At 65.8% G+C, this 12,493-nt stretch carries 12 protein-coding genes; 7 read left to right on the plus strand and 5 right to left on the minus strand.

Annotated features, from left to right (window positions below):
- The first annotated feature begins 34 nt into the window (after nucleotides 1-34).
- Complete coding sequence (locus J2R76_RS16170; RefSeq protein ID WP_253624172.1) at nucleotides 35-439, plus strand: DUF1330 domain-containing protein; 405 nt, start codon at nucleotides 35-37, stop codon at nucleotides 437-439.
- A gap of 44 nt (nucleotides 440-483) precedes the next feature.
- On the opposite strand, the gene J2R76_RS16175 is transcribed toward J2R76_RS16170, so the two are convergent.
- On the minus strand, nucleotides 484-1,554 hold the full coding sequence (locus J2R76_RS16175) for a lytic transglycosylase domain-containing protein (protein ID WP_253624173.1): 1,071 nt from the start codon (nucleotides 1,552-1,554) through the stop codon (nucleotides 484-486).
- A gap of 75 nt (nucleotides 1,555-1,629) precedes the next feature.
- On the minus strand, nucleotides 1,630-2,322 hold the full coding sequence (locus J2R76_RS16180; RefSeq protein ID WP_057015224.1) for a VOC family protein: 693 nt from the start codon (nucleotides 2,320-2,322) through the stop codon (nucleotides 1,630-1,632).
- Nucleotides 2,323-2,458: 136 nt separating this feature from the next.
- On the opposite strand from J2R76_RS16180, the gene J2R76_RS16185 reads away from it, so the two are divergent.
- Nucleotides 2,459-3,022, plus strand: coding sequence for a DinB family protein (locus J2R76_RS16185; protein ID WP_253624174.1), 564 nt, complete (start codon nucleotides 2,459-2,461; stop codon nucleotides 3,020-3,022).
- A gap of 103 nt (nucleotides 3,023-3,125) precedes the next feature.
- Entirely contained in the window at nucleotides 3,126-3,854 is a 729-nt protein-coding gene (locus J2R76_RS16190; RefSeq protein ID WP_028334486.1) for an alpha/beta fold hydrolase, read from the plus strand.
- A gap of 89 nt (nucleotides 3,855-3,943) precedes the next feature.
- On the opposite strand, the gene paoC is transcribed toward J2R76_RS16190, so the two are convergent.
- Genes paoC through paoA form a run of 3 tightly spaced genes read right to left on the minus strand, consistent with a single transcriptional unit; the run spans nucleotide 3,944 to nucleotide 7,785 of the window.
- On the minus strand, nucleotides 3,944-6,151 hold the full coding sequence (paoC, locus tag J2R76_RS16195) for an aldehyde oxidoreductase molybdenum-binding subunit PaoC (protein ID WP_253624175.1): 2,208 nt from the start codon (nucleotides 6,149-6,151) through the stop codon (nucleotides 3,944-3,946).
- 45 nt (nucleotides 6,152-6,196) lie between these two features.
- Nucleotides 6,197-7,147 (minus strand): xanthine dehydrogenase family protein subunit M, encoded by a 951-nt coding sequence (locus J2R76_RS16200; RefSeq protein WP_229191169.1) that lies wholly within the window; start codon nucleotides 7,145-7,147, stop codon nucleotides 6,197-6,199.
- Nucleotides 7,144-7,785, minus strand: coding sequence for an aldehyde dehydrogenase iron-sulfur subunit PaoA (paoA, locus tag J2R76_RS16205; RefSeq protein WP_057015220.1), 642 nt, complete (start codon nucleotides 7,783-7,785; stop codon nucleotides 7,144-7,146). The genes J2R76_RS16200 and paoA overlap by 4 nt, the downstream gene beginning before the upstream one ends.
- Nucleotides 7,786-8,179: 394 nt before the next feature.
- On the opposite strand from paoA, the gene J2R76_RS16210 reads away from it, so the two are divergent.
- The 4 genes from J2R76_RS16210 to J2R76_RS16225 all read left to right on the plus strand — a co-directional run bounded on the left by J2R76_RS16210 (nucleotide 8,180) and on the right by J2R76_RS16225 (nucleotide 12,267).
- Nucleotides 8,180-8,941 (plus strand): crotonase/enoyl-CoA hydratase family protein, encoded by a 762-nt coding sequence (locus J2R76_RS16210; protein WP_050387826.1) that lies wholly within the window; start codon nucleotides 8,180-8,182, stop codon nucleotides 8,939-8,941.
- Between the two features lie 61 nt (nucleotides 8,942-9,002).
- Complete coding sequence (locus tag J2R76_RS16215; RefSeq protein WP_253624176.1) at nucleotides 9,003-10,673, plus strand: bifunctional UDP-sugar hydrolase/5'-nucleotidase; 1,671 nt, start codon at nucleotides 9,003-9,005, stop codon at nucleotides 10,671-10,673.
- A gap of 288 nt (nucleotides 10,674-10,961) precedes the next feature.
- A complete protein-coding gene (locus J2R76_RS16220; RefSeq protein WP_057015218.1) occupies nucleotides 10,962-11,888 on the plus strand; it encodes a histone deacetylase family protein in 927 nt (308 codons plus the stop codon).
- Between the two features lie 127 nt (nucleotides 11,889-12,015).
- On the plus strand, nucleotides 12,016-12,267 hold the full coding sequence (locus tag J2R76_RS16225; protein ID WP_028334494.1) for an exodeoxyribonuclease VII small subunit: 252 nt from the start codon (nucleotides 12,016-12,018) through the stop codon (nucleotides 12,265-12,267).
- The last annotated feature ends 226 nt before the right edge of the window (nucleotides 12,268-12,493 follow it).

Here is a 12,493-nt window from a genome sequence, read left to right on the forward strand (position 1 = left end):
TACGGCATCGGCACTGGCATCGGAGGAAGCTCACATGAACGCTGGAGGCAAGATGGCTCTGGTCATGTTGAGTTGTACCGCTATCGGCGCTCTTGGCACCGAAGCACTGCATGGCGAAGCCAGGCCGCCCGCCTATCTGATCGGCCAAATCGAGGTCACCGACCCCGATGGTTATGCCAGGGAATATCTCCCGAAGGCGAAGGAGATCATCAAGGCGCATGGCGGCAAGCTGATCGCGGCTGCCGGCGCGGCGGCAACCGGTTCGCAGGTCGTTGCCGTCGATGGAGATCCACCCAAGCGCGTCGTCATCTACATGTATCCGAGCATGGAGGCGCTTTGGGCCTGGCGACACGATCCGGCCTACGTGCAGGTTCGGGCGGTCGGCGAGAAATACGCGAGGTACCACACATTTGCGGTCGAGGGCTCCGTCGCCAATTAGCCCTCATCACGCCGTCGGTCGCTGCGACCTGCAACGTGCGCCACCTAATTCCGAAACACCAGGCAGCGCCCGCCGACTGCCTCCAACCGGGCGCACAGCTGACTAGCTCGCTCACGGGTCGTCTCGGCGACCCGGAGCAGATACCAGGTGGCCGAGCCTGGCCCGGCCATGCGCGATCTCAGAACGAGCGGTGCGCGATCGCCGAGCACGGATGCAAATCGTTTCTGAAGTTGCTGGTAGTCGGCGAGTACGCGCGATTGCGACGGGCCGCCGGCCAATTGAAGTCCCCAGGGCCCCCACGCAGCTTGCTGCGCGATTGTCACAGACTCTCTTGGGCCCGCGGGAAGCGCCCGAACGAGCATGCCGCGCACGATGTCACCGCAGGCCATGGCCGCGTCGGTGTGGACCCGATCCTCAAGCGAACCCTGCGCCCATTCCTCGGCGGACTTGCCGGTGATGATCCTGACATAGGCGCGCGTTTCGCCCGGCAGGTTTCCACGCCCCGCCAACCAATCCTGAACGCGCCGCGGGCCACCATTATAGGCGGCCGCCGCAAGGCCGAGATTGCCGAACTGCGCGCGCAGTTCGCGGAGCCAGCGCGCGGATTCCTGCAAGGCAGGCAATGGCTCGAACGGGTCGGCCAGACCGCGCCACCGCGCAGTACCGGGCATGAACTGGGCGATCCCCTGGGCACCGGCCGAACTGACCGAGTTGGGATCGAAATTGCTTTCCTGCCAGATCAGCCGGACGAAGAAATCCGGCGGCAAGCCGTTCTCCAATGCAGCCTCCTCCAACGCCTTGCAGTACTGCTGCGGCCCATCGAGCTTTGGACGCAAAGCTGTCGGCGCCGGCGACGGAACGGATGACGATTGCTGATCGGACGCCGACCGATCGGCCTCAGCGTTGCGCACTCCGGCGTTGCTATCCGGACGAGACGTTTCTGTTTGCGATGTTTGTGCCTGCGCCAGCTCTGCGCGCTGCGCGGAGGGCGTTACCGCTGGATTGCCGGGAGGTTGGGCGTTTGCGACGGGGACGAACAGCAGCAGGCAAGCCGAGCCGATAGCCGTTGGCAAAATCGATCGATGAACCCGCCGCGGCCCGAAAATCGACTGCATAAAGCGATCATCAAATTGGATGCATTCGCAGAATCATATCATCGGTGCCGACCGGGCGGCCAGAAAATTTGCTGCCTAGCGGTTGGACAGGCTTCCAACGATCGATGCGCGGCGGGACAGTTCGATCCAGTTGCCATCGGGATCGAGGATCATGGAGATCCGCGCGACCTCGCCGAGCGTCACCGGCGCAAGGCCTTCCCGCACGCCCTTGGCGCGCAACTCGTCATGCACGGCGTCGATGTCGGCGACCTGCAGCGTGATGTAGCGCCAGCCGCGCGCACCCCGAACCGGATCGATGGTTGCGGCGCGATCTTCCCTGAGCAGGATCAGACTGTCGCCGAGGCGAAACGCCGGACCATCAGACCATGACTGCTCGGTGAAGCCGAGGATGTCGCCGTAGAACCTGCGATGCGCGGCAAGGTCGCGCACCGCCATCGTGACGGCGATCTGGGTGATGCCGTCATGTCCGGGCGCAACCAGGCAAACGCTGTTGCCGTCGGGGTCGGCCATGCGTTGCGGTGCGTCGACGCCCGCGCGCGCAATGATCAGTTCGCGATAGCCGCTCGGCGCCGCATCCGGCAGCGGCTCGACATGATGGTTGAGCTTGATGACCGAACCTTGCGCGTCGTGCCGGTACTGCTTCTGCCCGCGGCGGATCGGCTGCACATGATCGAAGCGAAGTCCGGCCTCCTGCTGCCAGAACCGCAGCATCGGTTCGAGATCGTTGAAGGAAAGGCCGACGTCGATCACGTTCTTTGCCAGTTGCATCTGCTCCCGCCTTCGGATGAAGTGCACCACGATGGATTAGCTATGCGAGGATCAAGTCACCAACGCAAGCACCACGATCACTGTCGCGGGTCGGCCGGTGCACCTGCCTGAAACAGTCAATCCAGTGAGGACCGATATGCAAGCAGGCCTCGTTCAGACCTTTCGCGCTTTTGCGTACAATAATGCCTGGGCCAATCACCGCCTGCTCACGGCCTGCGCCGGTCTCAGCCAGGCGGAGTTCGCCGCCGCGCGGACCGGGTTCTTCCCGAGCCTGCAGGCGACGCTCAACCACATTCATGTCATCGATCTCTTCTACATTGATGCGCTCGAGGGCGGCTGGCTCGGGCCGAAGGCGTGGGCCAACGAGGTGCCCTACCCGTCAGTCGCCGCGCTGAAAGACGCCCAGCGCGCGATCGATCAGCAGCTGATCGTGCACTGCGATGCGCTGACGGCTGAGCGGCTCGATGATGTGGTGAAGATCAATCGCGACACGAGCGTGCAGACCGAGCGGCGCGACCGCCTCTTGATGCATCTGTTCCAGCACCAGATTCATCATCGCGGCCAGGCCCATGCGATGCTCTCGGAGACCACGGTGAAGCCGCCGCAGCTCGACGAATTCTTCGCCGCCGGCGAAGCCCCGCTCCGGGCAGCCGAGTTCAGGGATCTCGGCTGGAGCGAAGCCACCGTGTGGGGCGGCTGATGGTTCCGCCCGCCATCGGCGATGCGATTCCTGATCCGGAACGAGGTCTTGAAACCCGGCGCCTCCACGCTCACCTCTGGTAAAACGTGGGGAACTCTATCCGATGCCATTCGCCAATCACCGGGGCCAGCGTATCCATTACACCGTCGAGGGATCCGGGCCGCTGATCGTGCTGCAGCACGGTCTCTTGCTCGACGCCGCGAGCTGGAAACAATGCGGCGTGGTCGACGCGCTTGCCGATCGCTTTCGCGTCGTCTGCGTCGATTCGCTCGGACATGGCCTGAGCGACAAGCCCGCCGATCCGGCGCTCTATAATCAGGCGCAGCGTGCCGGCGACATCGTCGCCGTGATCGACGATCTCGGCGACGAGCGCGCCCACGTGGTGGGACATTCGATGGGCGGCTGGGTCGCGGTCGGTGTCGCCCGGTTTTTCCCGGCACGGCTGGCGTCGCTGGCGATCGGCGGCTGGGACTTTCTCACCGGACTGCCGCGCGGCAACGCCGGCCCGCTGACCTATGGTGCCTTCATCACCTTTGCCCGCCGCACGGTGCCGGAGCTCGCCGAATGGGTGACGCCGGATCTCGAAGGCGGCGTGCGCGCCTGCTTCAATGCGCTCGGACAGGTCGATGGCGCCAAGGACGCGGTGCTGTCCTCGCGCGTGCCGGTGCTGCTTTGGAACGGACAGGACGACGGGCCGCATGCGCCGATGCAGCGCTTCGCCGCGGAGAACGGCCTCGATGCGATGTCGGTGCCCGGCGATCACCTCGGCGCGCTGTTTCAGCACGGCGCCGCGATCGGCCGGGGCATCGGCTCGTTCGTCGGTCGCGGTTAGAGCGTTTAGGTAGAACAGCGCCCCCGACTCCGCTGTGCTCCCTCTCCCCGTTCTTCACCCGCTTGCGGGGCGAGGTGAAGCGTCCCGCGCTACGCCGGCTCCGGCATCCCTGCCAGCAACTTGTCGAGCGTGATCGGATAGTCGCGCACCCGCACGCCGGTCGCATTGTGGACCGCATTGGCGACCGCGGCGGCGACGCCGCAGATGCCGAGTTCGGCGACGCCCTTGGCCTTCATCGGCGATGAGATCGGATCGATCTCGTCGAGGAAGATCATCTCCTGATGCGGGATGTCGGCATGGACCGGCACCTCATAGGCAGCAAGGTCGTGATTGATGAACAGGCCATGACGCCTGTCGACGACGAGATCTTCCATCAGCGCCGCGCCGACACCCATGGTCATCGCGCCGATCACTTGGCTGCGCGCCGCCTTCGGATTGAGGATGCGGCCCGCCGCGCAGACCGCAAGCATCCGCCGCACCCGGATTTCAGCCGTGTCGGCGTCGACGCCGACCTCGACGAAATGCGCGCCGAAGGTCGACTGCTGGTAGGTTTTCGCGAGATCGCCGTATTCGATGGCATCCTCCGCCACGAGGTCGCCGCCGCCGGCGGCCTGCGCCAGCGGCACGCTGCGATTGCCGGAGCGGACCACGCCGTCGGCAAAAACCGCCTCCTCGGAATTGAAGCCGAGCTTCTGCGTAATGGCCTCGCGCAGCTTGGTGCAGGCGGCATAGACGCCGGCGGTGGAATTGTTGCCGCCCCACTGCCCGCCCGAGCCGCAGGACACCGGGAAGTCGGAATCGCCGAGCCGCACCGCGACCTTCTCGAGCGGCACGCCCATCATCTCGGCCGCGGTCTGCGCGATGATGGTGTAGGAGCCGGTGCCGATGTCGGTCATGTCGGTCTCGACGGTCACGATGCCGTTCTGGTCGAGACGAACGCGTGCCGCCGACTTGGTCACGAGATTGTTGCGGAACGCCGCGGCGACGCCCATTCCCACCAGCCAGCGCCCGTCACGGACGGCGCCGGGTTTCGGATTGCGCTTGTCCCAACCGAACCGCGCCGCGCCATCGCTCAGGCACTGCACCAGTTGCCGCTGCGAAAAGTGCCGCTCCGGATGCTCGGGGTCGACCTGGGTGTCGTTGCTGATGCGCAGCACGACCGGGTCGATGCCGAGCTTCTCGGCGAGTTCGTCGATCGCGATCTCGAGCGCCATCATGCCGGAGGCTTCTCCGGGCGCGCGCATCGCATTGCCCTCCGGCAGATCGAGCGCCGCAAGCCGCGTCGCCGTCATCCGGCTGGCGCCGGCATAAAGCAGCCGCGTCTGGCTCACCGCCATCTCGGGCTCGCCGTCCTTGACGTTGCCAGACCAGCTTTCGTGGCCGATCGCCGTGATCTTGCCGTCGCGCTCGGCGCCGATGCGGATGCGCTGGATCGTCGCCGGACGGTGCGTCGTGTTGTTGAACATCAGCGGACGTTGCAGCGCGACTTTGACCGGTCGGCCGGCCGCGCGGGCGCCGAGCGCGGCGAGCAATACCTCGGCGCGCAGGAACAGCTTGCCGCCGAAGCCGCCGCCGATATAGGGCGACACCAGACGGACATTCTCCTTGGCGATGCCAAGCGTCTTCGCCATATCCTCAGCGCCCCAGGCGATCATCTGGTTGGAAGTCCAAACCGTGAGCTTGTCGCCGTCCCAGGCCGCGATCGAAGCATGCGGCTCCATCATCGCGTGGCCCTGATCGGGCGTGGTGTAGGTGGCATCGAGCTGCACGGGCGCACCAGCGAAGGCGGCGGCGAAATCGCCGACGGCGGTATCGGCCGGGCCGCCGAATGACGGGTGCGGCGTGACGCCCTTGTCCCGCTCCGCGGCGAGATCGAACTTGCCGTCGCCCTTGACGTAGTCGATCCGGACCAGCTGCGCCGCGGCCCGTGCCTGCTCGAAGGTCCCGGCGACGACGACGGCGACGGCCTGGTGATAATGCGCGATCTCCGGCCCGCCGAGCAGCGGCGCCGCATTGCGCTCTCCTTTGCCAAGCTTGCCGGCATTGTCCGCTGTGACGATGGTGAGCACGCCCGGCGCAGCCTTCGCCGCCTCGAGATCGATCGAACCGATCCGCCCCTTGCCGATCGCCGAACCGACCACGTAGCCATAGGCCTGGTTAGCCGCGACGTCATGCCGCTCATAGGCGTAAGGCGCGGTGCCGGTGGTCTTCAGCGGTCCCTCGATCCGGCTGGTCGGGTGGCCGATCACCTTGAGTTGGTCGATCGGATTGAAGGTGGCGGGATGTTCAAAACGCATGATATCAGGCCCTCATCTTAAGCCTTGGATCTTAAGCCTTGGATCTCAAGCCCTGGCCTCGCGCAGCACCGCCGCCAGCGTTCGCTCGGCGAGCGGCAGCTTGTACGCATTGTCCTTGGTCGGCTTCGCATCGGCGAACAGGCGCGCGGTGACGGCCTTGGCGCCAGCAGGCAATTCCGCCTCCGCCGCCTCGACGCGCCACGGCTTGTGCGCCACGCCGCCGAGCGCGACGCGGCCGGTGCCGTCGCGCTGCACGATCGCGGCAACCGAGACCAGCGCAAAGGCATAAGAGGCGCGGTCGCGCACCTTGCGATAGGCCTGCGCGCCGCCGACCGGTTTCGGCAGCACCACCGCGGTGATCAGCTCGCCCGACACCAGGCTGGTTTCGATCTCGGGGCTGTCGCCGGGCAGACGATGCAGCTCGGCGATCGGGATGCTGCGCGTGGTGCCGTCGGGCCGCACCGTCTCGACGACGGCGTCGAGCGCGCGCATCGCCACCGCCATGTCGCTCGGATGGGTCGCGATGCAGGCGTCGCTCACACCGACCACCGCATGCTGGCGGCTGAAGCCGCCGATCGCGGCGCAGCCGCTGCCGGGCTTGCGCTTGTTGCAGGGCAGATTGGTGTCGTAGAAATAAGGACAGCGCGTCCGCTGCAGCAGATTGCCCGCGGTCGTCGCCTTGTTGCGTAATTGGCCGGAGGCACCGGCGAGCAGCGCGCGCGACAGCACGCCGTAGTCGCGCCGCACGCGTATATCGGCGGCGAGATCGGTGTTGCGCACCAGCGCGCCGATCCGCAAGCCGCCGTCCGCGGTCTCCTCGATGCGGTCGAGCGCCAGGTCGTTGACGTCGATCAGATGCGCCGGCGTCTCGATCTCGAGCTTCATCAGGTCGAGCAGATTGGTGCCGCCGGCGATGAACTTGGCGTTCGCGGTGCCGGCGGCGGCTGCGGCCGCCGCGCCCGGCGAGGCGGCGCGCTCATAGCTGAATGATCTCATGCGCTCCTCCCGGCGACCTCGCTGATCGCCTCGGCGATGTTGGAATAGGCGCCGCAGCGGCAGATATTGCCGCTCATGCGCTCGCGGAGCTCGGCATTGGTCAGTCGCAGCGGCGCATTCAGATCCGCCGTGACATGGCTCGGGATGCCGGCCTTGACCTCGGCAAGCACGGCGACCGCCGAGCAGATCTGGCCGGGCGTGCAATAGCCGCACTGATAGCCATCATGCTCGACGAATGCCGCCTGCAGCGGATGCAGCCCGTCCGGCGTGCCGAGCCCCTCGATCGTCGTGATCTCGTCGCCCTGATGCATCACGGCGAGCGTCAGGCAGGAATTGATCCGCCGGCCGTCGACAATCACCGTGCAGGCGCCGCATTGGCCGTGGTCGCAGCCCTTCTTGGTGCCGGTCAGATGCAGGTGCTCGCGCAGGGCATCGAGCAGCGTGGTCCTGGTGTCGAGCTCGAGCTGGTGGGTTTCGCCGTTCACGTCAAAGGATACTCTCGTCATCACGGGCGCTCCGGTCGGGGCAGATTGGGCGGCCGCAGGCGGAGGCGTCGCGATCGACGACGCCGCAAGCGAGGCGGCTCCAACAATCAACAGATGGCGCCGCGATAGTTCCAAACGTCCGGAGATCTGCATGCCGCTGCTCTCCTCAAGTCAGCCGGACGCGGAACCACGACAACGACGTGTCGAGGTCTGCTCGGCCTGTCAGCAAAGGGGGAATGCTGCGAACAGCGGAATGTTTCTCGCGGGGAAGTTAAACTCGTCGCGAGCGCTACGGGCGCGGCGGGCGGGCAGCATCGGCGCCATCGTGGCGCGGGCGGAAGGCAGCATCGCCGTGCGCCTCCGCGCCTACGACCAACGTCCCCTGCCCGGAATCGCAAGATTTATCTGCATTGCGCCGTTCTCATGCTCGCCCACAGGGAAAAGCGGCCCGGAACACGCTGGACCTCTTGGGGCTTGCACCGGATCATGTAGGATAGCGGGTACGACCTCCGCCGGCGACGATGCCGGCCGACCCTGGGACCGCTCGATGACCGCGCATGTCATAGTGACCGACGAAGCCGCCACGCGCGTGATCCGGCTGCGCAGGCCCGAGAAGAAGAACGCGATCACCCAGGAGATGTTTCGCGCGATCAGCGACGCGATCGACAAGGCGCAGAACAATCCGAAGATCCGCTGCCTGATCATCACCGGCGGCTCCGGCGTGTTCACCGCGGGCAACGACATCGAGGACCTGCTCGCGCAGGGCACCTCGACCGGTGAGACGCCGCCGGCCTCCGACCTCGTCAAATTCCTGTATTCGCTGGCCCACAATGTGAAGCCGATCATCGCCGCCGTCGACGGCGTCGCGATGGGCATCGGCACCACCATGCTGTTTCACTGCGACTATGTGCTCGCCAGCAAGACCGCGCTGTTCTCGACGCCGTTCTCGAATTTCGGCCTCGTGCCGGAAGGCGCCTCGAGCCTGTTGATGCCGCGCATGATGGGCCACCAGCGTGCCTTCGCGATGCTGGTGATGGGCCGCACCATGTCGGCCGACGACGCCCGCGTCGCCGGCTTCGTCAATACCGTGGTGGCGCCGGGACATGCCGAGGTGGAGGCGCACAAGGTGGCGCGCGAGATCTGCGCGCTGCCGGCCGAGGCGGTGGCGATCTCGCGGCGCCTGATCCGGCTGCCGCCGGAGGACGTCACCCGCCGCATCGAGCAGGAGAACCATCTGTTCAGCGAACGGATGCGCTCCGAGGAAGCAGTCGAGGCGTTCAAGGCATTCATGGCTCGCCCGAAGGATTGAAACGAAGCGTCGCAAAATTGTAGTGGCGCGGCGCCATGATCCCGTGCTCCATGGACAGGTCATGAGACAGCCCCGCCTTTCCCCTCTCGCCGCGCTCTGCGCGTTCGGACTGGCCGCAGCAAACCCCTGCCCGGCGCAGGCCGCGGAGCCGGTGAGCCTGCGCATTCTCGCGATCAACGATTTCCACGGCTATCTGCGGCCGCCGCCGGGCGGCATCCGCATCACCGACCCCGCTGACGCGACCAGGAAGATCATGGAGCCCGCCGGCGGCGCCGAGCGGATGGCCACCGTCGTCAAGCAGCTGCGCGAGGGCCATAAGAACAACATCTTCGTTGCGGCCGGCGACCTGATCGGCGCAAGCCCGTTCCTGTCGGCGATGTTTCATGACGAGCCGACCATCGAGTCGCTCTCGCTGATGGGGCTTGCGATCTCCTCGGTCGGCAATCACGAATTCGACGAGGGCAAGGACGAGCTGCTGCGGATGCAGAATGGCGGCTGCCATCCGATCGACAAATGCCAGGGGCCGCACCCGTTCACAGGAGCCAAATTCCGCTATCTCGCCGCCTCCACGATCGAGAAGGCGACCGGCAAGCCGGTGTTTCCGCCCTACGAGATCAAGCAATTCGACGGCATTGCAGTGGCCTTCATCGGGCTGACGCTGAAGAACACCCCGAACCTGGTGTCGCCGGCCGGCGTCGCGAGCCTCGACTTTCGCGACGAGGCCGAGACCGTCAATGCGCTGGTCCCCGAGCTGAAGGCGAAGGGCGTCGAGGCGATCGTGGTGCTGATCCACGAAGGCGGCTTTCCGACCGGCGACTATAATGAATGTCCAGGGATCTCCGGGCCGATTGTCGACATCGTCAAGAAGTTCGATCGCGCGGTCGACGTCGTGGTCTCCGGCCACACCCACCAGGCCTATGTCTGCGAGATCGACGGACGGCTCGTCACCTCCGGCGACAAATACGGCACCCTGGTCACCGCGATCGACCTTCAGCTTGATCCGAACAGCCATGACGTGATCAGCGCCAGGGCCGCCAACACCATCGTGCGGATCGCCGGCACGGCCAAGGATCCCGAGCAGAGCGCGCTGCTGGAATCCTACGACCGGCTGGCCGCGCCGATCGCGAGCCGCGCGGCAGGCTCGGTCACCGAAACGCTGTCGCGTACACCTGCCGAAACCGGCGAGAGCCCGCTCGGCGACATCGTCGCCGATGCACAGCTGCTTGCAACTAGCGCCGAGCCGAATGGCGGCGCGCTGATCGCCTTCACCAATCCCGGCGGCGTGCGCACCGACATCGTCAAGCGCGAGGACGGCGCGGTGACCTATGCCGATATCTTCGCAAGCCAGCCGTTCCGCAACCAGCTCGTGACGATGACGCTGACCGGCAAGCAGCTCAAGGACGCACTGGAGCAGCAATGGGCCGATCCGAAGCGGCCGCGCGCCCTCCAGGTCTCGAAGGGGTTCTCCTATGCGTGGGATGCGAGCAAGCCCGATGGCGCGCGCATCATTGCCGCACGGATGTCGCTGGACGGCAAGCCGATCGACCCGGCCGCGAGCTACCGCGTCACCGTGAACAATTATCTCGCCGAGGGCGGCGACGGCTTCACGGTATTCAAGCAAGGAACCGCGCAGCAGTTCGGCATCTACGACGTCGATGCGCTCTATGCCTACTTCAAGGCCAACAGCCCGGTAGGCCCAACGGCAGGCAAGCGGATCGAGCGGATCAATTGAGCGAGGTCTAGGGGTGGCGTACGCAGCTCCTCACGTCATTACGAACGGAGCGAACCAATCCATTGTCTCCGAGCATGCGACGGCATGGATTGCTTCGCTCCGCTGGCAATGACGCGGAAAACACCCCGGCTTTGGAAGGACGGGAACAGGGATGATGTCGGCCCTTTCCGGAACGCCGCTAACGGCCTAGATTAGGGCCTGCTCTTGCATGATCTTGGTCGGAAAACCGCCGCGCACTTTTCCGGATCATGCGTCCTCGCACGCGCATCGATTGCGCCGGGAATCTGCATGACACTGCTTCTGACGCATTCCGCCTGTCTCGACCACCTGACCCCTCCCGGACATCCCGAACGCCCCGACCGGCTGCGGGCGGTCGCCGAGGTGCTCGGCGAGGATCGCTTCAAGGCGCTGGTGCGCGATTCCGCGCCGGAAGGCGACCTCGACACCGTGCTGCTCTGTCACGGTGAGCACTATGTCGGCGAACTCCGCCACATCGCGCCGACCTCCGGCATGATCTATATCGACGGCGACACCTCGATGTCGCCGGGCACCTGGGAAGCGGTGATGCGCGGCGTCGGCGGCGCGGTGGCCGCCGCCGATGCGGTGATGGAGGGCAAGCATCAAAACGCGTTCGTCGCGGTGCGCCCGCCCGGTCACCACGCCGAGAAATCGACGCCGATGGGCTTCTGCTTCTTCGACAATGCCGCGATCGCTGCCCGCCACGCGCAGCGCAAATACGGCATCAAGCGCGCCGCAATCATCGATTTCGACGTCCATCACGGCAACGGCACGCAGGATATCTTCTGGGCCGACCCGACCGTGATGTATTGCTCGACGCACCAGATGCCGCTGTTCCCCGGCACTGGGGCCGCCGGCGAGCGTGGCGAGCACGACACTGTCGTCAACGCGCCGCTGGCGCCCGGCGACGGCGGCGCCAAGTTCCGCTCCGCTTTCGAGAACCTGATCCTGCCGCAGCTGGAGAAGTTCTCCCCCGAACTTATCGTCATTTCGGCGGGCTTCGACGCGCATCACCGCGATCCCTTGGCCTCGATCAACCTGACGGGCGAGGATTTCGGCTGGGTCACGCGCAAGCTGATGGATCTCGCCGACAAGAGCGCCGGCGGCCGCGTCGTCTCCGTCCTGGAAGGCGGCTACGACCTGCAGGGCCTGAAAGAGTCGGTGGCATCTCACGTCACCGCATTGATGGACGGGTAAATCCCCGCCACAATACGCCCGCAAAAATTCGATTGATTCTGCGCCGGGGCGAGCATGGCCTGCGACAGGTCATGTTTGGACGACAAGATCAGGTTGCGATCTGATCCACGCAATCGGGAACGCAAGAATGGCCGAGAATACCCAAGCCGACGTGAAGAAGCTCTCCTTTGAACGCGCGATCGAGGAACTCGAATCGATCGTCAAGCGGCTCGAGGACGGCAAGGTCCCGCTTGAGGAATCGGTCGCGATCTACGAGCGCGGCGAGGCGCTGAAGCGGCGCTGCGAGGAATTGCTGCGTCAGGCCGAAGCCCGCGTCGACAAGATCACCACCGACGCCTCGGGCCAGCCGACCGGCACCGAGCCGCTCGACGTGCAGTAGCGCTACCGACCACGTCGATCGTGCGGCGCGATGTCCGCCACGGCGGGCAATTGTTGCTGTGCATTTCCAGCCACCCGTAAACCTCCGGGGCTACCCGCGGGGTCGGGTACGGCTGCGAATCAGGCCGAGCCGGCCCGGCCGGCTGCCGCCAAATTAGGCGAATTGGAACCCAGCTCCCACCCGACTATTGAAAAGACTAGGTTTTTCGGCGCGCCGCATAGGAACC

It is taken from the genome of Bradyrhizobium sp. USDA 4532 (assembly GCF_024171315.1).
GTDB classification, from domain to species: Bacteria; Pseudomonadota; Alphaproteobacteria; order Rhizobiales; family Xanthobacteraceae; genus Bradyrhizobium; species Bradyrhizobium australafricanum.

Coding starts and splice junctions, on each gene's coding strand:
- J2R76_RS16180 (WP_057015224.1), bottom strand. CDS start 2,322: ATGCAACTGGCAAAGAACGTGATCGACGTCGGCCTTTCCTTCAACGAT.
- J2R76_RS16210 (WP_050387826.1), top strand. CDS start 8,180: ATGACCGCGCATGTCATAGTGACCGACGAAGCCGCCACGCGCGTGATC.
- J2R76_RS16225 (WP_028334494.1), top strand. CDS start 12,016: ATGGCCGAGAATACCCAAGCCGACGTGAAGAAGCTCTCCTTTGAACGC.
- J2R76_RS16200 (WP_229191169.1), bottom strand. CDS start 7,147: ATGAGATCATTCAGCTATGAGCGCGCCGCCTCGCCGGGCGCGGCGGCC.
- J2R76_RS16185 (WP_253624174.1), top strand. CDS start 2,459: ATGCAAGCAGGCCTCGTTCAGACCTTTCGCGCTTTTGCGTACAATAAT.
- J2R76_RS16175 (WP_253624173.1), bottom strand. CDS start 1,554: ATGCAGTCGATTTTCGGGCCGCGGCGGGTTCATCGATCGATTTTGCCA.
- J2R76_RS16215 (WP_253624176.1), top strand. CDS start 9,003: ATGAGACAGCCCCGCCTTTCCCCTCTCGCCGCGCTCTGCGCGTTCGGA.
- J2R76_RS16190 (WP_028334486.1), top strand. CDS start 3,126: ATGCCATTCGCCAATCACCGGGGCCAGCGTATCCATTACACCGTCGAG.
- paoA (WP_057015220.1), bottom strand. CDS start 7,785: ATGCAGATCTCCGGACGTTTGGAACTATCGCGGCGCCATCTGTTGATT.
- J2R76_RS16170 (WP_253624172.1), top strand. CDS start 35: ATGAACGCTGGAGGCAAGATGGCTCTGGTCATGTTGAGTTGTACCGCT.
- J2R76_RS16220 (WP_057015218.1), top strand. CDS start 10,962: ATGACACTGCTTCTGACGCATTCCGCCTGTCTCGACCACCTGACCCCT.
- paoC (WP_253624175.1), bottom strand. CDS start 6,151: ATGCGTTTTGAACATCCCGCCACCTTCAATCCGATCGACCAACTCAAG.